Origin of the sequence: Actinomadura sp. KC345 (genome assembly GCF_004348515.1) — a bacterium.
Lineage (GTDB): Bacteria > Actinomycetota > Actinomycetes > Streptosporangiales > Streptosporangiaceae > Spirillospora.
Genome location: NZ_SMKH01000007.1, coordinates 23640 through 44074 on the forward strand (window position 1 = coordinate 23640; position 20435 = coordinate 44074).

24 protein-coding genes and 1 riboswitch are annotated in these 20435 nt (G+C 72.1%); of the genes, 10 read left to right on the forward strand and 14 right to left on the reverse strand.

All coding sequences use genetic code 11. From position 1 onward, the window contains the following. Window positions 1–4 precede the first annotated feature (4 nt). The 8 genes from E1281_RS02225 to E1281_RS02260 form a co-directional block, all read right to left on the reverse strand. On the reverse strand, window positions 5–733 hold the full coding sequence (locus tag E1281_RS02225) for a LarC family nickel insertion protein (RefSeq protein ID WP_131875412.1): 729 nt from the start codon (window positions 731–733) through the stop codon (window positions 5–7). Beyond that, window positions 730–1347, reverse strand: a complete 618-nt coding sequence (larB, locus tag E1281_RS02230) for a nickel pincer cofactor biosynthesis protein LarB (protein ID WP_207943052.1) — start codon at window positions 1345–1347, stop codon at window positions 730–732. Before larB ends, E1281_RS02225 begins: the two co-directional genes overlap by 4 nt. Beyond that, a complete protein-coding gene (locus E1281_RS02235; protein WP_131875414.1) occupies window positions 1344–2033 on the reverse strand; it encodes an AIR carboxylase family protein in 690 nt (229 codons plus the stop codon). The genes larB and E1281_RS02235 overlap by 4 nt, the downstream gene beginning before the upstream one ends. After that, a complete protein-coding gene (gene larE / locus E1281_RS02240; protein ID WP_131875415.1) occupies window positions 2030–2887 on the reverse strand; it encodes an ATP-dependent sacrificial sulfur transferase LarE in 858 nt (285 codons plus the stop codon). Before larE ends, E1281_RS02235 begins: the two co-directional genes overlap by 4 nt. A gap of 182 nt (window positions 2888–3069) precedes the next feature. After that, window positions 3070–3669 carry a superoxide dismutase gene (locus tag E1281_RS02245; protein WP_131875416.1) on the reverse strand — a complete coding sequence of 200 codons (600 nt, stop codon included), beginning with the start codon at window positions 3667–3669 and terminating at the stop codon, window positions 3070–3072. 109 nt (window positions 3670–3778) lie between these two features. After that, the gene (locus E1281_RS02250) at window positions 3779–4072 is read right to left on the reverse strand and encodes a hypothetical protein (RefSeq protein ID WP_131875417.1); all 294 of its coding nucleotides are present in this window, start codon (window positions 4070–4072) and stop codon (window positions 3779–3781) included. 68 nt (window positions 4073–4140) lie between these two features. Then, entirely contained in the window at window positions 4141–4872 is a 732-nt protein-coding gene (locus E1281_RS02255; protein WP_131875418.1) for a hypothetical protein, read from the reverse strand. A gap of 197 nt (window positions 4873–5069) precedes the next feature. Then, a complete protein-coding gene (locus E1281_RS02260) occupies window positions 5070–5435 on the reverse strand; it encodes a hypothetical protein (protein ID WP_131875419.1) in 366 nt (121 codons plus the stop codon). Between the two features lie 161 nt (window positions 5436–5596). Between E1281_RS02260 and E1281_RS02265 the strand changes: the two genes are divergently transcribed. Continuing rightward, a complete protein-coding gene (locus E1281_RS02265) occupies window positions 5597–6307 on the forward strand; it encodes a HEAT repeat domain-containing protein (RefSeq protein WP_165958756.1) in 711 nt (236 codons plus the stop codon). A 106-nt stretch (window positions 6308–6413) separates the two neighbouring features. Here E1281_RS02265 and E1281_RS39915 read toward each other — a convergent pair whose 3' ends face one another. The 3 genes from E1281_RS39915 to E1281_RS02275 form a co-directional block, all read right to left on the reverse strand. After that, on the reverse strand, window positions 6414–6569 hold the full coding sequence (locus E1281_RS39915; protein WP_165958757.1) for a hypothetical protein: 156 nt from the start codon (window positions 6567–6569) through the stop codon (window positions 6414–6416). A gap of 88 nt (window positions 6570–6657) precedes the next feature. Further along, window positions 6658–7848: an MFS transporter gene (locus tag E1281_RS02270; RefSeq protein WP_131875421.1), complete on the reverse strand. Its 1191-nt coding sequence runs from the start codon at window positions 7846–7848 to the stop codon at window positions 6658–6660. Between the two features lie 36 nt (window positions 7849–7884). After that, a complete protein-coding gene (locus E1281_RS02275) occupies window positions 7885–8820 on the reverse strand; it encodes an EamA family transporter (RefSeq protein WP_131875422.1) in 936 nt (311 codons plus the stop codon). Window positions 8821–8926: 106 nt separating this feature from the next. Between E1281_RS02275 and E1281_RS02280 the strand changes: the two genes are divergently transcribed. Beyond that, entirely contained in the window at window positions 8927–9427 is a 501-nt protein-coding gene (locus tag E1281_RS02280) for a MarR family transcriptional regulator (RefSeq protein WP_131875423.1), read from the forward strand. 55 nt (window positions 9428–9482) lie between these two features. On the opposite strand, the gene E1281_RS02285 is transcribed toward E1281_RS02280, so the two are convergent. Further along, on the reverse strand, window positions 9483–10505 hold the full coding sequence (locus E1281_RS02285; protein WP_243716494.1) for a ribonucleotide-diphosphate reductase subunit beta: 1023 nt from the start codon (window positions 10503–10505) through the stop codon (window positions 9483–9485). A gap of 95 nt (window positions 10506–10600) precedes the next feature. Between E1281_RS02285 and E1281_RS02290 the strand changes: the two genes are divergently transcribed. Then, window positions 10601–11794, forward strand: coding sequence for an RNA-guided endonuclease TnpB family protein (locus E1281_RS02290; RefSeq protein WP_131875424.1), 1194 nt, complete (start codon window positions 10601–10603; stop codon window positions 11792–11794). Window positions 11795–11833: 39 nt separating this feature from the next. On the opposite strand, the gene E1281_RS02295 is transcribed toward E1281_RS02290, so the two are convergent. Continuing rightward, window positions 11834–14179: a ribonucleoside-diphosphate reductase subunit alpha gene (locus tag E1281_RS02295; RefSeq protein ID WP_131875425.1), complete on the reverse strand. Its 2346-nt coding sequence runs from the start codon at window positions 14177–14179 to the stop codon at window positions 11834–11836. Window positions 14180–14282: 103 nt separating this feature from the next. Further along, a riboswitch (cobalamin riboswitch) is annotated at window positions 14283–14506 on the reverse strand. Window positions 14507–14679: 173 nt separating this feature from the next. Here E1281_RS02295 and E1281_RS02300 point away from each other — a divergent pair. The 5 genes from E1281_RS02300 to E1281_RS02320 all read left to right on the forward strand — a co-directional run bounded on the left by E1281_RS02300 (window position 14680) and on the right by E1281_RS02320 (window position 18980). Continuing rightward, entirely contained in the window at window positions 14680–15258 is a 579-nt protein-coding gene (locus E1281_RS02300; protein WP_207943054.1) for an MFS transporter, read from the forward strand. Between the two features lie 107 nt (window positions 15259–15365). Continuing rightward, entirely contained in the window at window positions 15366–16070 is a 705-nt protein-coding gene (locus E1281_RS02305; RefSeq protein WP_131875427.1) for a YcnI family protein, read from the forward strand. Further along, entirely contained in the window at window positions 16067–16678 is a 612-nt protein-coding gene (locus E1281_RS02310; protein ID WP_243716496.1) for a copper resistance CopC family protein, read from the forward strand. Before E1281_RS02305 ends, E1281_RS02310 begins: the two co-directional genes overlap by 4 nt. Window positions 16679–16748: 70 nt before the next feature. Further along, window positions 16749–18383 (forward strand): MMPL family transporter, encoded by a 1635-nt coding sequence (locus E1281_RS02315; RefSeq protein WP_131875428.1) that lies wholly within the window; start codon window positions 16749–16751, stop codon window positions 18381–18383. A 15-nt stretch (window positions 18384–18398) separates the two neighbouring features. Next, the gene (locus E1281_RS02320; RefSeq protein WP_131875429.1) at window positions 18399–18980 is read left to right on the forward strand and encodes a TetR family transcriptional regulator; all 582 of its coding nucleotides are present in this window, start codon (window positions 18399–18401) and stop codon (window positions 18978–18980) included. 24 nt (window positions 18981–19004) lie between these two features. On the opposite strand, the gene E1281_RS02325 is transcribed toward E1281_RS02320, so the two are convergent. Continuing rightward, entirely contained in the window at window positions 19005–19598 is a 594-nt protein-coding gene (locus E1281_RS02325; protein WP_131875430.1) for a TetR/AcrR family transcriptional regulator, read from the reverse strand. Between the two features lie 41 nt (window positions 19599–19639). Between E1281_RS02325 and E1281_RS42500 the strand changes: the two genes are divergently transcribed. Further along, window positions 19640–20086 carry an SDR family NAD(P)-dependent oxidoreductase gene (locus E1281_RS42500; protein WP_207943055.1) on the forward strand — a complete coding sequence of 149 codons (447 nt, stop codon included), beginning with the start codon at window positions 19640–19642 and terminating at the stop codon, window positions 20084–20086. Then, entirely contained in the window at window positions 20038–20382 is a 345-nt protein-coding gene (locus tag E1281_RS42505; RefSeq protein WP_279433581.1) for a hypothetical protein, read from the forward strand. The genes E1281_RS42500 and E1281_RS42505 overlap by 49 nt, the downstream gene beginning before the upstream one ends. Window positions 20383–20435: the final 53 nt, after the last annotated feature.

A 20435-nucleotide genomic window follows, 5' to 3' on the forward strand; every position in this document is an offset into this window, starting at 1 on the left:
ACGTCTAGGGGGTCTCGCCCAGGACCGCCTGGGTGACGTTGGGGAAGTCGCCGAAGATCTTCGTGCCCGCGCCGAAGCCGTTGCCGGTCACCGTCATCGCGGGCATCGGGCCGAACTCGGCGGCGAGCGTGACCAGCAGCGCGGTCCCGGTGGGGGTGGCCATCTCGGCGTCGATGTCGTGGCCGTGGATCGGCGCGCGGGCGCGGGCCAGGAGTTCGACGACCGCCGGGCCCGGGTTGGGGATCAGGCCGTGGCGGCACCGGATGAAGCCGCGCCCGACCGGGATCGGGGCGGCGCGCACCTCGTCCACGCCGAGGGTCTCCAGGGCGGCGCACGTCCCGACGATGTCGACGATCGCGTCGTGGCCGCCGACCTCGTGGAAGTGCACGTCCTCCGGCGGCGTGCCGTGCACGGCTCCCTCGGCCTCGGCGAGCGTCCGGAACACGGCGAGCGCCCGGTCGCGGACGCGGCCCGGCAGCGGGGCCGAGCCGACGACGTCCTCGATGACGGCGTGCGTCCGGGACACGGCGTCGTCCTCCACGCCGACGACGGCGCGGGTGGCGGCGATGCCGCGCCGCGACACGCGCTCGGTGTCCAGGGACCAGCCGGGGACGTCCAGGCCCTTGAGCATGGCGCGCACCTCGTCGAGGTCGGCGCCCGCGTCGAGGAGGGAACCGAGGGCCATGTCGCCGGCCACGCCGGCGAAGCAGTTGAAATAGGCGATGTTCTTCACGTGAGCAACCTCCGCGCTAGTACTGCGGCCCCCAGCCCGTCGTCGATTCCGGTGACGGCCAGGCCCGGTGCGCCCGAGGCCAGCAACGCGGCCAGGGCCGCGAGACCGCCGTCCGAGCTGCCGTAGCCGACGCTGGTCGGCACGGCCACCACGGGACGGGACGACACCTTGGCCACGACCGAGGGCAGCGCGCCGTCCATCCCGGCGACGACGATGAGGAGCCGCGCCCGGTCGAGTTCCTCCCGGACGGCGAGGAGGCGGTGCAGGCCCGCGACGCCGACGTCCGCGGTCAGCGTTGCGGCCAGGCCGAACGTGGTCGCCGCGACCAGCGCCTCCTCCGCCACCGGCAGGTCGGCCGTCCCCGCCGAGACGACGGCGACCGGCAGCGGCACCTGGGAACAGGGGCGGGGACGCGGCGGGGCCAGCACCACGAGCCCGGACCGTTCGTGGCGGACGGCGTCGGGGGCGGCCTCGCGCGCCGCCTCGTACTGGTGCCGGGACGCCCGCCGGAGGAAGGCCGCCTCGGCGTCGCGGGCGAGCAGTTCCTTGACGCGCTCGCGTATCCGCTCCGGGCCGAGGTCCCCGGCGTGGGCGGCGGCGATCGGGCGGCTCACTCGTGCCCCCGGGAGTTGATCAGGTGGGCGGCGTATCCGGCGCCGTACCCGTTGTCGATGTTGACCGTGACGACCCCGGGCGAGCACGCGTTCAGCGCGGACAGCAGCGCGGCCTTGCCCGGCAGTTCACCGCTCGCCGAGGTCGGCAGTGCGATGACCATGCGGTCGACCAGGCCGGACACCAGGGTGGGCAGGGCCCCGCCGGTCCCGTCCGCGACGATGAGCACCTCGGGGCCGTCCTGCTCGCGAAGCCAGCCGGGCAGGGCGGCGGGATCGTGGACGGGCGCGTCATAGCGCCGCACGACCCGGCTCCCCATCGCCTCCGCCACCAGTGCGGCCTCCTCGGCGGCGGGCTCGTCCTCGGGCCGCCCGCACACGACCTCGACCCGTCCGATGCCGCGTCCCGCGACCGGGGACAGGACGGCCAGCCGAGCGCGCTCGTGGACCACCGCCCCGGAGAAGGCCGCGCGGAGCGCCCGCAGGGTCTCGGCGGACGCGCGGGTCGCGAGCACGTTGACAGCGCCCGCGCCGGTCAGGCTCTCGGCGATCGCGACGACCTCGGCCGTCGTCTTGCCCTCGCAGAACACCGCCTCGGGATGGCCGCGGCGGTGCCCTCGCCCGATGTCGACCCGGGCGAAGCCCAGTTCATCGATCGCATCCGTACCGGTCGTTGGGGGGCCGGTCATGAAGCGGCCGCCCGCACGCGGGGAAGTCCGAGGACGGCGTTGTGGCTGCCCTGCCGGTAGGGCTCCAGGTCGAGGGTCACGTAGCGGAAACCGGCGTCCTTGAGGAGGGCTGCGATCTCGGACGCCCGGCCGGCGGCACGCGCGATGTCCGCGGCCTCCACCTCGATGCGGGCCAGGTCTCCGCCCTGGTCGCGGACGCGGAACCGTCCGCCGAACCCGGCGCGGCGGAGTGCGTCCTCGGCGTCCTCGATCCGCCGGAGTGCCTCCCGGGTGACGGGCACACCGTAAGCGAGGCGCGACGACAGGCAGGCCGAGGCCGGTTTGTCGGACGTAGGCAGCCCCAACCCACGTGCGGCGTCCCGCACATCGTCCTTGCTGAGGCCCGCGTCCACCATCGGGAACTTCGCGCCCATCCGGCGGGCGGCGCTCTGACCGGGCCGGTGGTCGCCCAGGTCGTCGGTGTTCACGCCGAGCAGGACGGGCCAGTCCCCCGCCTCGGCCGCCACCGCGTTCAGCACCGAGACGAGGGCCTCCTTGCAGAACCGGCAGCGGTCGGCGCCGTTGGCCGCGTACCGCTCGTCGTCCAGCTCGCCGGTCGTCACCACCCGGTGGCGGATCCCCAGCCGCGCGGCCTGGGCGCGGGCGTCCGCCAGCTCCGACCGGGCCAGCGACGCCGAGTCGGCGGTGACCGCGACGGCCCGCTCCCCCAGCTCCCGGTGCGCCAAGTAGGCCAGGAGCGAGCTGTCCACACCACCCGAGTAGGCGACCACGGCACCCGGCAGCGAGGCCAGCGCCTCGCGCAACGCCGCGACCTTCGGCGTGTCCGGGAGCCGCGAAACGGGCCTGTCGGCCATGGGGATCTCCTTCGGCGTAGTCCTCCGCCTGGTGACGCTAGGCGCGAAGCCCCCACACCGAATCCGTCATCCGACGGGCGACTTGAAGCACGACACAGCACGGCGCCCGCCAGGCCGCGAGGAAAGGTTCTGAGCACGATCCCGGCCTGGCGGGCGCCGTGGGTCCAGCCGCCCGCCTCCCGTCAGCCGCGAGCCGCGTCGAAGCGGGCCTTGACGTCCGTCCAGTCGACGAGCGACCAGAGCTTCTCGACGTAATCCGGGCGGACGTTGCGGTATTGCAGGTAGTAGGCGTGCTCCCAGGCGTCGAAGACCAGCAGCGGCGTCGTGTTCATCCCGACGTTGCCGTGGTGGTCGTAGACCTGTTCGACCACGAGCCGCCGCCCCAGCGGCTCCCACGCGAGCACGCCCCAACCGGAGCCCTGCACGGTGGACGTCGCGGCCGTGAGCTGCTTCCGGAACGCCTCGAACGAGCCGAAGTGCTCGTCGATCGCCGCCGCCAGTTCCCCGTCGGGACGGTCGCCGCCGTCCGGCGACAGGTTGTCCCAGAAGATCGAGTGCAGGACGTGCCCGGACAGGTTGAACGCGAACGTCTTCTCCAGGCCGACCAGCCCGCCGAACTGCTCCTTGTCCCGCGCCTCGGCGAGCTTCTCCAGCGTGTCGTTGGCGCCCTTGACGTACGCCGCGTGGTGCTTCGAATGGTGCAGCTCCAAGATCTCCCCGGTGATGGCGGGCTCCAGAGCGGCGTAGTCGTAGGGCAGGTCGGGAAGCACGTAGTCAGCCATAGGGCCACTATTGCAAAGAACTCGCAGTTACGTCCAACATGCAACTTCATCCGTTCGGCAGAACGAAGGGCCCGCTCCACAGAGGAGCGGGCCCGTCGCGGACACTCGTTCAGTGGCGGCGGCCGCCACGCAGCCGGGCCATCAGGCTGCGGGCCTTCTCCTGGTTGCGCGGATCGTTCACGAACCGCTCCGCCCGTGCACGCGCCTTCTGCGCCTGCGGGCTCCGCGCGGCCTGCTCGGCCTTGGCCCGCGCCTTCTGCGCCTGGGGACTGCGAGCGAACTGCTCGGCCTTCCCCCGCGCCTTCTGCGCCTGCGGACTCCGCGCGGCCTGCTCGGCCTTGGCCCGCGCCTTCTGCGCCTGAGGCCCCCGCGCGAACCGCATGATCCGATCTATCAACGCCATAGTGATTCCTCCCCTAGGCCCAACGACCACCCACCCCGGAAAGTTCAGAGCCCGCGGGGAGCCGTGGGTCAGCAGAAGCGGCCGTCGGCCACCTCGGCGGCGGTCTGGAAACCTCTCCCGCACTCCGGGCACGCGGTGGTCCCGAACAGGTGGAGCAGCTGATTCATGATCTTCGACCGCCCGGCGGCCTCGGCCGCGAGGTAGAGGCGCCGAGCCAGCGGTTCGAGATCGTCCGGAGCCGCCGGCACCACCGCACTCGTCGCCTCGACTCCGCTGACGTAGACGTAGAACGACGGCTCATCGAGGATGACGTGCATGCACTCATCGCAATCCTCGCAATAGAGTTCGAACTCGCCGGAGGCGAGAGCGGTGAGCCGCTCGCTCCAGACGGGCACGTCCTCGAAGGCCAGGATGGACTGGAGCAGGTCGAGGAAGGAGTACTCCCCGACCTCGCCGCCGACCGCCTCCAGGGTCACCTCGGCCAGCCGCAGCAGCTCCGTGATCTCGGCCGCGTGCTCGGCGCGGACGTCCCCCAGCCCGTGGTCCTGGTCCGCACCGGCCACGATGCTCCCGGACAGCGACAGGGGCCACAGGCGGTCGGCCGGCGCCCACTCCCGCGCGAACTCCGTCAGCCTGGGCAGCGCGGCGAAGCTCGCCGAGTAGACCGTCCCCTGATGGCAGATGGCCGACGACAGCTCCGTCCACACCTCGGCCCCGTCGTCCGGGACGAGCCGGTCGAGCATTCCGGGCACGTCGTCCGCCCGTCCGTAGGCGTGCCTCAGTTGCGTCCAGTCAGTCATGACCGGAACCTAGCCCTTCAGTGCCCGGCGCGGCCCCGAGAAGTTCAAGCCCGGCGGTGTGCGCCGGGCTTGACGTTCCACCGGACATACGGGCCCGCATGTCCGGTGCGTGAGGAGGGCGGACGCCCTCCTACTCGCTTGTGATCCTCAGGCTTACCCGAGCGACGCGATAAGCATCGCGCGGTGGCCTGCGGAGATCACCTCGCCGCCTCCACGGAGGTCTCCCCCAGGTCCCGGAAGCCACCCGGAAAGCCCCAGCCGCGTCCGCGGTTCCGCTCGACCAAGACGGTCCAGAGGTCGCCGTACTCGTCCGAAACCGAGGCGTTCGCATCGGCGACCAGATTCTCGCCCCAGCGGCCCAACTCGTTGCGGCCGCGCTGGATGCGCGTCTCGCCCGGCAGCTTCTTGCACGGGTTGACCGGACGGCCATCGATCACCTTGAAGGGGATCGCGGCCGCAGCCTGCCGAGCCGCCCAGTCGATGTCGGCCGGGTCCGTCTCGGGGTCCGCCCAGCCCAGGCGGACACCAGATGTCAGCACCTTCGGTGCCGTGTACTCGATCATTTCGGTTCTCCTTGTTTGTTCCGACTTGATCGGTAGGGCGGTTGTTTCCGCTCCGCACGGACACAGTACGGGAATCCGCACCGTCGCCAGTTCGCCGCGACGTTTCACGCAGTGGTCCGACCGCGCTGCGGAGCCGGAGCGTTCGCGGCAGGATGGCGGGCATGTCGCTTCTCGCCCAGTTGATCCACCTGCTTCCGGGAGAGAATCCGGACGAGGACCGGGATCTCGATGACGAGTTCGACAGGATCACCGAGTTGACCGGCGCGCTGATCCACGGCGCCGATCTCACGCTGGTCCCCGAACTGGAGGGGCACCTGGAGACCTTCCTGGAGCGGGAGGACTTCTACGGGCGCGACGTGATCGGGGAGGTTCTGGCGGGCATCGCGGGCGCGGACGCGCTCCCGGTACTCCTACGCGCCTCGGCCCGGGACCTGGGCGACGACCAGGACACCTTCGGGATGATCATCTGCGATCTGCTGGAGCAGGACCCCGCGCGGGCGCGTCCGGCAGTGCTCGACCTGGTCGGCGCCGACGACGGCGAGCTGCGCGCCACCGGCGTCTGGGCCCTGGACTTCATCCTCTCCGATGAGGATCTTCCCCGGGTGACGGCCGCGCTCGGCGATCCGGACCCCGGCGTCCGGTCCGCGGCGGCGGGCCCCGCCGGCCGGCTCGCCCGGCGGTTCCCGGAGGCCATGGACGCGATGGCCGCCGCGCTGAAGGACCGCGACCCGCAGGTCCGGATATCAGTGCTCTCCTCACTCGGCTATACCAAGTCCGCCGCCGCGGTCCCGCACGTCACACGGCTCCGCGACGACCCCGACCACCGGGTGCGGGAGTGGGCCGCCATCGCCCTGAACCAGCTCCCCGGATAGCGCGGACCGCTCGCGCAGCAGCAGAGCCGCGGAGCCCCGGCACGGGAAGACCCCGTCCCGGGGAGTGGGACGGGGTCTCTCGCCGTCTGCGGGGGACCGCCGGGAATCAGTAGCGGCGGCCTCCACCGCGGAACTTGGAGAGCAGGCCGCGGGCCTTGGCCTGGGTGCGCGGGTCCCGGGCCATCCGCTGCGCCCTGGCCCTCGCCTTCTGCCCCTGCGGACTCCGGAGAAATTTCTTTATCCGGTCGACGATGGAAGCCATCTTCTTCCTCCTCGGCCTAGCGTTTGACAGTTCAACGCCTGCCCACTCAGGAAAGTTCGGAACGTGGCTCCGCGGGTAGGCCCGGGTGTCACGTCCTCCGGGCGGTTCGGACGGCCAGGAAGGTCAGGGCGGTGAAGATCGCGGCCAACCACAGGACGGCGGTGGTGGAGGCGGCGTCGACCACGAGGCCGCCCAGCAGGGCGCCCACGGCGATGGCCAGGTTGAACAGGACGGTGTTGAGGGCGGTGGCGGCTTCGGCGTGGTCCGGGGCGGCCTTGAAGATCCACATCTGGACGCCCACGGGCACGCCGCCGAAGGCCAGGCCCCACAGGACCAGGAAGGCGATGCCGGTGGCCTGGGTGGCGCCGGCCAGAGGGAACAGCACCAGGACGAGGGTCAGCGCGACGCTGACGGCGACGATGGTGGCGCGGACGTTGCGTCCGGCGGCGGCTCCCGCGGCGAAGGTGCCGACGATGCCCGCGGCGCCGAACACCAGCAGGAGGGGGCCGATCAGGTCCTCGCTGATGCCGGAGACGTCCTGGAGGATGGGGCTGATGAAGGTGTAGGCCGCCATGTGCCCGGTGACCAGCAGGAACGTGGTCATCGTGGCGGCGCGGACGACCGGGTTGCCGAACAGCCCGAACAGGGCCCCGAGCCGGATGGAGCCGGAGGCGGGGATGCTCGGCAGCAGCGCGAACAGCGCGGTGACGGCCAGGAGGCCGAGCCCCGCCAGCGTGAGGAACGCGATGCGCCAGTCGGTGAGCCCGCCGATGAGGGTGCCCGCCGGGACGCCCAGGACGTTGGCCGCGGTGGCGCCGCCGAAGGCGATCGAGGTGGCGCGGGGCACGTGGCCGTCCGGGACGAGGCGGACGGCGATCCCCGCCGCCAGCGCCCAGAAACCGCCGATGCTCACGCCCACCAGGAACCGCGAGGCCAGCAGGATCGGGAAGTTCGGGGCCAGGAAGGACAGCACGTTGGCCGCCACCATCAGCGTGATCAGGGCGAGCAGGACCACGCGGCGGTCCAGGCGTCCGATCACCACCGGGACCAGCAGCGCGCTGGCGGCGGCGACCAGGCCGGGCACGGTGACCATCAGCCCCGCGGCGCCCTCGGAGACCCCGAGGTCACCGCCGACGGAGGTGAGCAGGCCGACGGGCAGCTGTTCGGCCGTGACGACGAGGAACGTCCCGACCGCGACCGCCACGACGGCCAGCCAGCGCTTGAAGGGCAGGTGTTCGGAGTCGGGCTTCGCGGGTGCGGGGGCGTCGATATGACTCATGGTTCTCGGGTCCTTCGAGTCGACGGGCCGGGGGTCTCAGGCGGCCAGGTCCGCGGACGCCGGCCGGTGCCGCGGGGGGCGCACGGTGGGACCGGGCGGCGTCGGGGACTTCGCGGAGGTCTGGCCGAGCAGCGTGCCGCCGAGCGCGATGACCATGCCGAGAAGCTGGAGCGGGGAGAGCGCCTGGCCGAGGGCGGCCCAGCCGATGACGGCCGCGGACAGCGGGCTCAGCAGGGCGAGGAACGCGACCGAGGTGGCGGGCAGGCGGGAGATGCCGCGGAACCAGATCCAGTATGCGACGGCGGTGCCGGCGACGCCGAGGTAGAGGTAGCCGGCGACGGCCTGTCCGTCGAGCGCGGGCGGCGCGCCCTCGATCAGCAGGGCCACGGGCAGGAGCAGCAGGCCGCCGGCGGTGAGCTGCCAGCCGGTGAAGGTCAGCGCGCCTGTCCCGTCCGGCCGTCCCCAGCGCTTGGTGAGGACCGTCCCGGCGGACATGGACGCGGCCCCGGCCAGCCCGGCGATGATCCCGACGGTGTCGAGGGCCGCGCCGGCGCGCAGCACCACCAGGCTCACCCCGAGCACCCCGGCGAACCCGGCCAGGATCTTCCGGCTCGTGGGCCGCTCGGACAGCAGCATGGCCGCGAAGCCGAGCGCGAACAGCGGGCCCGCCGCGCCGAGGACGGCGGCGACACCGCCCGGGAGCCGGTAGGCGGCCAGGAAGAGCAGCGGGAAGAACGCGCCGATGTTCAGGGCGCCAAGGACCGCGGCCCGCCCGATCCACGCGCCTCGGGGCAGGGTCCGGGTGATGGCCAGCAGCACCAAGCCGGCGGGCAGTGCCCGCAGCAGCGCGGTCAGCAGAGGGCGGTCGGGCGGGAGGAACTCGGTGGTGACGGCGTAGGTCGATCCCCAGACGAGAGGGGTGTACGCGGTGAGCGCGATCGTCCCGGAGGCGTGCTGCGCGGTACTGGACATCCTGCTACCTTCCCGTTCATAATTTCAATGTTGAGATAATCCCTCCGGGTGAGCTTCAATGTCAAGTAGATGAACGTTAAGATTTATACCGTGAAGAGGGTCGACGATGAGTGACGCGGTGGACCAGATCCTGGAGCAGTGGAAGCGGGAGCGGCCCGACGTGGCCGCCTGGCCGATGGGGATCATCGGGCGGATCTCCCGGCTGTCGCTGCTGCTGGACCGCGAGCTGCGGGAGTTCTTCGGCGCGCACGGGCTGGAGAAGTGGGAGTTCGACGTGCTGGCCACGCTCCGCCGGTCGGGACCGCCCTACGAGCTGACGGCCGGCGCCCTGAACAGGTCCGCCATGGTCACCTCCGGCGCGATCACCAACCGGATCGACCGGCTCGCGGCCAGGGGGCTCGTCGAGCGGATCCGGGACGAGGGCGACCGGCGGTCGGTGCGGGTCCGGCTGACCGATCAGGGCTGGGCGCTGATCGAGGAGGTGCTCCCGCTCCACACGGCGAACGAGGCGCGCCTTCTGGAGTCGCTCGGCCCGCAGGAACGGGAGCAGTTGGCGGATGCTCTACGGGGGCTACTGGAAGTACTCGGCGATACATCGCTGAAGTAAGGGGCCTGGCCCGTCCCAGGACGTTCCCGGAACGGGCCGTGCGCGGGCGGTCCTGTCAGAACGCCTCGTCGAAGGCGACGTCGCCTTCCACGCCCCTCTGGTAGGCCGACACCCGGCGTTCGAAGAAGTTGGAGAGTTCCTGGACGTCCTGCAACTCCATGAACGCGAACGGGTTCGCCGTGCCGTAGCGGATGGGGAGGCCAAGGCGAGCCAAGCGCTGGTCGGCGACGTATTCGAGGTAGGCGCGCATGTCGTCGGCGCTCATGCCGGGCAGGCCGTCCCCGCACAGGTCGTGCGCGAAGGCGAGTTCCGCTTGGACGGCCTCTTCCATCATCTGGACGACCTGGTCCGTCAGGTCGGCGTCGAACAGTTCGGGCTCTTCGGCCCGGACGGTGTCCACGACGGAGAACGCGAACTCCATGTGCATGGACTCGTCCCGGAAGACCCAGTTGGTTCCGGAGGCGAGGCCGTTCAGGAGGCCGCGGGACCGCAGCCAGTAGACGTAGGCGAAGGCGCCGTAAAAGAACAGGCCCTCGATGCACGCCGCGAAGCAGATGAGGTTCAGCAGGAAGGCGCGCCGGTCGGCGGCGGTGCGCAGTTCGTCCAGGGAGCCGAGTGAGTCGATCCAGCGGAAGCAGAACTCGGCCTTCGAGCGGATGGACGGGATGTGCTCGATGGCCGCGAACGCCTTCACCCGCTCGTCCTGGTCGGGCAGGTAGGTGTCCAGGAGGGTCAGGTAGAACTGGACGTGGACGGCCTCCTCGAAGAGCTGCCGCGACAGGTAGAGGCGGGCCTCCGGGGCGTTCACGTGCTTGTAGAGGTTGAGCACCAGGTTGTTGGCCACGATGGAGTCGCCGGTGGCGAAGAAGGCGACCAGGCGGTTGACGAGGTGCAGTTCGGCGGGTGTGAGACGGGCCAGGTCCACGAGGTCGGACGCGAGATCCACCTCCTCGACCGTCCACGTGTTGCGGATCGCGGCGCGGTAGCGCTCGTAGAAGTCGGGGTAGCGCATGGGCCGCAGGGTCAGGTCCATACCGGGATCGAGCAGCATGCCGCGGCCTTCCGTTCGCGCGCTCACCGTGCTTCTGGGGCGGAGGCCCCGTCCTTCAGGGCGGGGAGGAAGACCCTCCATCTGGTCATGTTCTGTCGGACCCTTCCGTTAGCGTCGTGTGCGTGTCCCGTTACCGTTTGCTGTTGACGCCTGTCCAGGAGGCGGGGCTGCTGGAGCATTGCGGGCACGCCCGGTTCGTGTGGAACCTCGCCGTTGAGCAGCAGTCCTGGTGGACGCCCCGTCGCGGCCCGGCGCCGGGGTTCGCCGTCCAGTGCCGCCAGCTCACCGAGGCCCGCGCAGCGTTCGAGTGGCTTCGCGGCGGGTCGGTGACCGTGCAACAGCAGGCGTTGAAGGACTTCGCGAAGGCCATGGCGAACTTCTTCGCCGGGACGCACCGCCGCCCGACGTGGCGCAAGGCCGGACGGCACGAGGGGTTCCGGATCGTCGCGGTCAAACCCGGCGACGTGCGGCGCCTGTCCCGCCGGACCGGCGAGGTGAAGATCGCGAAGGTGGGGTGGGTGCGGTTCCGCTGGTCGCGCCCCGTCCCCGGCGGCGTCAAGTCGTTCCGGGTCACCCGCGACCGGGCCGGGCGCTGGCACGTCGCGTTCGCCGCGATCCCCGACCCCATCCCCGCACCCGGCAACGGTGCGGCCGTGGGTGTCGACCGTGGCCTCACCGTGAGCGCGGCGCTGTCGAACGGGGAACTCCTGCACGCGCCCGGCCTCACCGACCGGGAAGGTCAACGCCTCCTGCGCCTGCAGCGCCGCCTGGCCCGCGCGAAGAAGGGGTCGAACCGCCGCGCCCGCATCAAGACCGCCATCGCCCGCCTCAAGGCACGCGAGAGCGACCGGCGCCGCGACTGGGTGGAGAAGACCACCACCCGCCTGGCCGCCGAGTTCGACCTGATCGCGGTCGAGGACCTGAACGTGCGGGGCATGACCCGCTCCGCTAAAGGCACCATCGACGTCCCCGGCGTCAACGTCGCGCAGAAGGCCGGGCTGAACCGGGGCATCCTCGCCAACGGGTGGAGTGCCCTCGTCCGGCGGCTGGAGCACGAGGCACCCGGCCGCGTCATCGAGGTCGACCCGCGTCACACGTCGCAGACCTGCCATGCCTGCGGGCACCGCGCCCCGGACAACCGCGAGAGCCAAGCGGTGTTCCGATGCGCTGCCTGCGGACACGCGGCCAACGCCGACGTCAACGCCGCGAACAACATCCGAGACACCGCCGTGGGACGCACGGTGGCCGCGCGGGGAGGCACGCCGCTGGGCGGGCCGATGAACCGCGAACCTCAACCCGACCCCCTCTCAGCGTAGGAACGGTTGGAATCCCCCGCCTTCAGACGGGGGAGGACGTCAATGGCACGCCTCGCAGGTCTCGGGGTTCTCCAGCGAGCAGGTGGCCGCGGCGACCGTCGTCTGCGCGATGCGCGTCGCCGGGCGGGACCGCAGGTAGTAGGTCGTCTTGAGGCCGCGCCGCCACGCGTAGGCGTACATCGAGGAGAGCTTGCCGATCGTCGGCGTCTCCATGAACAGGTTCAGCGAATGGGACTGGTCGATGTACGGGGTGCGGGCGGCGGCGAGGTCGATCAGGGACTTCTGCGGCAGTTCCCAGGCCGTCCGGTAGAGGGTCCGCATCTCGTCCGGGAGGTCGACGAGGCCCTGCACGGAGCCGTTCGCCTTCTTGATCGCCTCCCGGACCGCCGGGGTCCAGAGACCGAGCGACTTCAGGTCGTCCACCAGGTAGGCGTTGATCTGGAGGAACTCGCCGGACAGCGTCTCGCGCTTGAACAGGTTGGACACCTGCGGCTCGACGCACTCGTAGCAGCCGGCGATGGAGGCGATCGTGGCCGTCGGCGCGATGGCGATGAGGAGGGAGTTGCGGAGGCCGACGTCGGCGACGCGCTTCCGGAGGCTCTCCCACTCGGCGGGACGGGTGGGCGTCGCGTCCGGGAAGTGGTCCGGATGGAGCCGGCCGCGGGCCGTGCGGGTCCGGTCGTAGGCGGGCAGCGGGCCGTGCGCGGCGGCCAGGTCGGCGGACGCGCCGTAGGCGGCCAGCGCGATCTCCTCGGAGATGCGCGCCGAAAGGTCACGGGCCTCCGGGGAGTCGAACGGGAGGCGGAGCGTGAAGAACACGTCCGCGAGACCCATCACGCCCAGGCCGATCGGCCGCCACTTGCCGTTCGCCGCCTCCGCCTCGGGGGTCGGGTAGTAGCCCCGGTCGATGGTGCGGTCCAGGAACCGGACGGCGGTGCGGACGGTGGCGCGGAGCCGTTCCCAGTCCACACCGGACGGGCCGACGTGCGCGGCCAGGTTCACCGAACCCAGGTTGCACACGGCCGCCTCGCCGTCGTTCGTCACCTCCAGGATCTCCGTGCAGAGGTTGGAGAGGTGCACCGTCTGGCCCGGCTCGGCGGTCTGGTTGCAGGCGCGGTTGGCGGCGTCCTTGAACGTCATCCATCCGTTCCCGGTCTCCGCAAGGGTTCGCATCATCCGCCCGTACAGCTTGCGGGCCGGGATCTGCCGGACGTAGCGGCCCTCCTTCTCGGCCGTCCGGTACGCCTCGTCGAAGGCGTCGCCCCACAGGTCGGCCAGTTCGGGGACCTTCTTGGGGTCGAACAGCGACCAGGTCGCGTCGTCCTCGACGCGGCGCATGAACTCGTCCGGGATCCAGTTCGCCAGGTTGAGGTTGTGGGTGCGGCGCGCGTCCTCGCCCGTGTTGTCGCGCAGCTCCAGGAACTCCTCGACGTCGGCGTGCCACGGCTCCAGGTACACGCATGCCGCGCCCTTGCGGCGCCCGCCCTGGTTGACGGCGGCGACGGACGCGTCGAGCGTGCGCAGCCACGGGACGATCCCGTTCGAGTGCCCGTTGGTGCCGCGGATCAGCGAGCCCCGCGACCGCACCTTCGTCCAGGAGATCCCGATGCCGCCCGCGTACTTGCTGAGCCGCGCCACCTGCCCGTACCGCTCGTAGATCGACTCCAGCTCGTCCCGGGGCGAGTCGAGCAGGAAGCACGACGAGAGCTGGGGACGGCGGGCGGCCGAGTTGAACAGGGTCGGCGAGCTGGGGAGGTAGGAAAGCGTGCTGAGCAGGCCGTACAGCTCGGCCGCATCGTCCACCGAATCGGCGCTCCCCGAGGGGGGACGACCCCCCGCACCCCCCGGATCGACTTCGTCGGGGTAGGAGAGCCCGCACGCGACGCGCAGGAGGAAGTGCTGCGGACGTTCGAGGACGAGGCGGGTCCGCGGATGCCTCAGCAGGTACCGGTCGTAGAGGGTCCGGAGGCCGAAGTACTCGAAGCGGTCGTCGGCCGATTCGTCGATGAGGGCGTCGAGCGCGGGCGCGTTGGCGGCGACGAACGCGGCCGGGGCATCGGCCAGCAGCCCCGCCCGGTGCGCGGCGGCGACCGATTCGGCGAACGTCCGGACTCCGGCGGCACGCGCCTCCTCCCGGATCCGGGTACCGAGCAGCCGTGCGGCGACCCGGGAGTAGCCGGGCTCGGCGGCCACCAGCGCGCCGGCCTCCCCGATCGCGAGGTCCCGCAGCGCCGCCGCGTCCGTCCCGTCCCCGGCCCGGACGGCGGCCAGCACCCGTCCCGCCTCGACGTCCGGTATCCCGCCGCAGGCGGCCTCCACCTCGGCGGTGAACTCGGCGATCGGCGCCGCCGCGGGTGCCGGCGGCGCGGCCAGGTCCTGTGTCACGTGCTCTCTCCCCTCGCAAGCCGCCTCGCGGAGGCATGCGAACGGGACGCGAGCCGCCCCGCCGGGGCATGCCGCGATCCGTCCCGAGGCCCACCCGCGAAGCCTGGACGAACAGCGTGCGGGCAGGTCTTCGGACTCGCGGGCGCCGCGCCTCTGGACGAGGCGCGCCCTACTGGCCGTCGCTTCCCGGGCCCGCAGGCCCAGTGCTTCATGACGGCGGTCGTTCCCGCTCACCGCTGCGGGGCAGTCCCGGACTCGCACCGGGTTCCCTCTTGCGCCGCCCCCGCCGCGAAACGGCGGGGGCGGACCAGCACGGGATTGAACCCTACATCTAGTTCACGATCTTTGTGCAACCCCAAGATGTTGGGCGCGTCGGAGGGGATTCCCGGGGTCGGCTGCGGGCCTGGCGGACCGGGTGGGAGGATGGTGGGGCCATGTCCCCGCATGTCCCGCAAGCTGCGTCCCGAACCGCACGCGCGGTGGTGTTCGCCACCGTGTGCGTGACGCTTGCGATCGCCGGGCACGTGCTGGCGGCGGGAACGGTTCCGGCCTGGGCCGCGGTGGCGGGATTCTGCGCCGTGCTGGGCGTGACGCTCATGCTGGCGGGCCACGAACGCTCGCTGGCGACGATCCTGGGCGGTCTCCTCGGCGGGCAGTTCGCGCTGCACACCCTGTTCACGGCCGCGTCCGACCCCGTGTACCACCAGCTTCACGGAGCGGCGCACGGCGGCGTGCACGGCGCCGCCGTGCCGGGCGGCGCCGACGTCCTGCTCCCGGTCGCGCACGGCTCGGGCGGGACGGCGATGACGCTCGCGCACACCGTGGCCGCGCTGGTCGCGGCATGGTGGCTGCGGCGCGGCGAGCGGTCCACGTGGGCGCTGGCCCGGCGCGTCGCCGCCGCGGCGGACCGTCCGGTCCGGCTGCTGATCGCCCTCCTCACCGTCGAACCCGCGGCCCCTCCGCGGCGTACCCCGGTGGTGACGGCGGCCGGCGCCGTCATGGCCGTCGGCCGCGTGCTCCGGCACCAGGTCGTCCGGCGGGGTCCCCCGCCGCGTTCGAGGGCGCTCGCCCGCAGCTGAGCGAGCGCCGTACGTCACCGGACGCCGGTCTCCCGGCGCTTCCGGGCCACCGGGCGCCGCTCCCCGGCGCCTCCGGTTCTCCCGTACGACTCGAACGGAGTTCTGTCATGTCCTTCGCACCGCATGCCCGCAGGGCCGGCGCCGTCGCGTCCCTGTCGGCCCTGGCCGTGGCCGTGCCGGCCACGGCCGCGTCCGCGCACGTCACCGCCAACCCCGACTCCGCCGAGCAGGGCTCGTACGCCAAGGTGGCGTTCCGGGTGCCGAACGAGCGCGACAACGCGTCCACGGTCAAGGTCGTGGTCCACCTGCCCGCCGAGCACCCGCTGTCGTCGGTGTCGGTCCGCCCCACCCCCGGCTGGAAGGTGAAGGTGGAGAAGTCCAAGCTCCCGGAGCCGATCAAGGCGCACGGCGCCACGCTCACCGAGGCCGTCAGCACGATCACCTGGTCCGGCGGCGAGATCGAGCCCGGCCAGTTCCAGGAGTTCGACGTCTCGATGGGGCGGCTGCCGACGGACACCGGCCAGATGATCTTCAAGGCCGACCAGACGTACTCGAACGACGAGGTCGTCAAGTGGGAGGAACCCCCGGTCGAGGGCGGAGCCGAGCCCGAGCATCCCGCGCCGGTCCTCAAGCTCCTCCCGGAAGGCGGCACGGAAACGGCCGGGCTGACCGCCCAGAAGAAGCCCGCCGAACCCGCGGCGGCGTCCGATGACGGGACGGCCCGGCTGCTCGGCGGCCTCGGCATCGCCGCCGGCGTGATCGGCGCCGGCATCGGCGGCCTCGGCCTGACGCGCGCCCGGAGCCGGTCATGAGCCGCCCGGTCATGAGCCGCCCGGTCATGGGGCCGCTCGTGCGGGCCGCGCGGATCGCCGCGGCGGGCGCCGCCGCGGTGCTGATGGTGCTGGCGACGTCCGCGACCCCGGCGGCGGCGCACGACACGCTGACGGGTTCCAGCCCCAAGAAGGACGCGACGGTCGAGGCGCCGTCCGAGATCGTCCTGACGTTCTCGGGCTCGGTGCGGCTGCCGCGCGTGATCGTCACGGACGCGTCGGGGAAGGAGTACCAGGCCGGGGAGCCCGAGGCGGTCGACAACGAGGTCACGGCCGCGCTCGGCAGTGCGCCGTCCAACGGCGAGTACACGGTGGCATGGCGGGTCGTGTCCTCGGACGGCCACCCGATCCAGGGCACCTACACGTTCACCGTGAAGGGCTCACCGGCGGGATCGCCCGGCGATGCGTCCAGCGCGCCGTCCAGCGCCGCCGCGCCCCCGGCCCCGGAGCCGTCCGCGACGAACGCCGTGGGCACCGAGGAGTCGGGCGGGTCGTCGGGCTGGCTGTGGATCGGCCTGATCGCGCTCGTCATCGCGGCGGCCGCCGGCGCGGTCGCCTGGTTCCGCCGCTCGCCGGCCTCGGGGGACTGACCGGCAGGCGACACCTGCGTGCACGCCTCGCAGCCCTTCCCTCCGGGGAAGGGCTGCACTCTTTTCAGCGGTGTCGGTCGAGGGCGCCGGTGAACTGCTCGGAGTGGTCGCCGCCGCGATCGTCCTGCTGGTCACCCTGGGATCGCTCGTCGCCGCCGGGCTGCCGCTGCTGACGGCCGCCGCCGGGATCGCCATCGGCGTCTCGGCCGTCACCGCCGCCGGCGCCTTCGTCGAGCTGAACTCCGACACCCCGGCGCTCGCGCTCATGCTCGGCCTCGCCGTCGCGATCGACTACGCGCTGTTCATCATCTCCCGCTACCGGCAGGAGGTCGCGGGCGGGCGGGAACCCGTGGACGCGGCCGGGCAGGCGGCGGGCACCGCCGGATCCGCCGTCGTCTTCGCGGGCCTGACGGTCGTGATCGCGCTGGCGGGCCTGGCCGTCGTGGACATCCCCATCCTCACCCAGCTCGGCCTCGCCGCCGCGTTCACCGTGACCGTCGCGGTCCTCGTCGCCCTCACGCTGCTGCCCGCCCTGCTCGCCTTCGCCGGACACCGCGCCCTGGCCCGCGGACGTTCCACATCCTCCGGCGGACGCCGCTGGGGACGGTTCGTCACGTCCCGTCCGCTCCCGGTGGCGCTCCTGGCCGCCGCCGGGCTGCTCGTCGCGGCCACGCCCGCGCTCGACCTGCGGCTCGGGCTGCCCGACGACGGCGCCGCCCCGGCCGGGACGACCCAGCGGGCGGCCTACGACCTGCTCGCGGACGGATTCGGACCCGGCGTCAACGGCCCGCTGACCCTCGTCGTGCAGGCTCCACGCGACACGAAGGCCGCCGCGGACCGTGTCGCGAAGGACGTCACGTCGCTGACCGGCGTCGCCTCCGTCGAGACCCCGGTGGTGAACGCGGCCGGTGACACCGCGCTCGTCGGCGTCGTTCCCGCCGCCGGACCGACCGGCGAGGCCACCGAGGACCTCATCCACACCATCCGCGACCGGTTCGGTTCCCACGGCGGGACCACGGTCGCCGTCACCGGGCAGACGGCGATCGACATCGACACGTCCGAGAAGCTCGCGGGCGCGCTCGTCCCCTATCTGGCGGTCGTCGTCGGCCTCGCGTTCCTGCTGCTGACGCTGGTGTTCCGCTCGATCCTGGTGCCGCTGAAGGCGACGCTCGGCTTCCTGCTCAGCGTCGCCGCCACGTTCGGCGCGGTCGTGGCCGTGTTCCAGTGGGGCTGGCTGAACGGCCTTCTCGGCGTCCACTCGTCCGGCGTCATCGTCCATCTGCTGCCGGTCATGCTGATCGGCATGGTGTTCGGGCTGGCGATGGACTACCAGGTCTTCCTCGTCACCCGGATGCGCGAGGAGCACGTCCGCGGCGCGTCCCCGACCGACGCCGCCGTCACCGGCCTGGCCCACGGCGCCCGCGTCGTCACCGCCGCCGCCGTCATCATGATCAGCGTCTTCTCGGGGTTCATGCTGTCGGACACGCCCATGGTGCAGTCGTTCGGCTTCGCGCTGGCCGTCGCGGTGTTCTTCGACGCGTTCCTCGTCCGGATGACGATCGTCCCCGCGGTGATGGCGCTGCTCGGCCGCGCAGGATGGTGGCTGCCCGCCCGCCTGGACGGCGCCCTCCCCCACGTCGACGTGGAAGGCGAACGCCTCCACGCGGAACCGGCGATTGTAGGCTCCACGTCCAGGACGGAGTGACGAAGGGCTGGGGTGATGGCGCCGAAGCCGGGCTTGCGGGAGCTGAAGAAGGCGAGGACGCGCGCCGCGATCCAGCGGGAGGCGCTGCGGCTGTTCGGCGAGCGCGGCTACGAGGCGACGACCGTCGAACAGGTCGCGCAGGCGGCGGAGGTCGCGCACACCACCGTCTTCCGCTACTTCCCCACCAAGGAGGACCTCGTCATCACCGACGAGGCCGACCCGGAGTTCTTCGAGGCGCTGCGCAACCAGCCGCCGGAGCTGACCCCGATCCAGACCCTGCGCACCGCCGTCCGCACGATGCTCGTCACCCTGTCCTCCGACGACCTCGCCGCCGGACGTGAGCGGACCGTCCTCATCCTGTCGGTCCCCGCTCTGCGCGGCGCCGCCTTCGGCAACTACATCGAGACCATGCGGACGGTGACCGCGATCCTCGCCGAACGCGCCGGGGTCGGCCCGGACGACGTCGCCGTCCGCACCCTCACCGGTGCGGCCTTCGGCGTCATGCTCGACATCATGCTCCGCTGGAAGGACGACCCGTCCTTGGACCTCGCCCAAGCCTTGGACGAGGCGCTGTCCACCCTCGACCCCACCGGCTAAGGCCCCGCGAAGCCCCCGTGGGGTTCAGGGGGCGAAGGCGCGGAGGGTCGCCTCTACCAGCGCGTCGGCATAGTCCGGGGTGAGCGGTCCCGCCCGGTGGAGCCAGCGCAGGTTGAGCGGGGCATAGAGCACCTCCAGGACGAGGTCGAGGTCGGCGTCCGCAGCGAGCTGCCCCGCTCGCTGGGCGCTGCGCAGCCTCTCCTTCTTGGCCTCGTCCACGGGGCCGGCCAGCTTCTCGCGGTACTGGGCCGCGAGAGCGGGGTCGGCGATGACCTCCATGGTGAGCGCTCTGATGGGCGCCTCGAACGCCGGGTCGGTGAACTCCGCGACGGTCGCCCGCATGACGGTCTTGAGGTCGGCCTCAAGGTCGCCGGTGTCGGGCAGCCGCATGCCCGCGTCCGTCTCGCTGAGCTCCAGGAACGACTCGACGATCACCGCGCCCTTGGACGGCCACCAGCGGTAGATCGTCTGCTTGCCCACGCCCGCACGGGCGGCGATGGCCTCGATCGACACCTTGGCGTACCCGAGTTCGGAGACCAGTTCACGGGCGGCGCCGAGGACGGCCCGCCGGGATCGCTCGCTCCGCCGGGCGGGGTTCGGCTTTCCGGGGTGGGACACGTCCGGAAGCGTAGCATCTGAACGAGACGAGACGGTCCGTCTTGACGATCGACCGGCGCGTCCCCGTACTCCTCATTAACAAGACGAACCGTCTCGTCTCACCGCACCCGGACGGCCTCGTACGGCTGACCCTCGACGTCACCGACCGGGAGGCCGTCCGGAAGGTGGTCGATCAGGCCGCGGCGGCGTTCGGACGGCTCGACGTCGTCGTCAACAACGCGGGGGCGATGCTGCTCGGCATGGTCGAGGAGGCGGGCGAGGAGCAGATCCGCGCCCAGTTCGACGTCAACTTCTTCGGCGCGGTCTGGGTGACACAGGCGGTGACGCCGCATCTGCGCGCCCAAGGGTCCGGCCACATCCTGCAGGTCACCTCGAGGGGACCGGCGGCGGCGTCGCCTCCACCGGGTTCTACGGCGCGAGCAAGTCGGCGCTCGACTCGCTGGGCCAGGCGCTGGCGATGGAGATGGCCCCGTTCGGGGTCAAGGTGACGATCGTGCAGCCCGGCGGATACGGCACGGACCTGTTCACGCGGGGCACCACGATGACGGAGCCCCGCCCGGAGTACGACACGCTGCGCGCACGGTTGGCCGAGATATGGGGCGAGGACGCAGGCCCGCGCCCGAGCACCGCGGCACCGGTGATCATGGAGTTGGCCGGCCTGGCGGAGCCGCCGCTGCGGCTGATCGTCGGCGGCGCCTCCTACGACATGGTGCGGCAGCTGGAAGAGGCCCGGACCGCCGAGTACCGGGCGTGGGAGCACCTCAGCCGGAAGGCGCCGGGCTGATTCCGCAGGAATTTCGCCGGGGGTGTCTGTCCGGCCCCGTCGATCTCGTCATC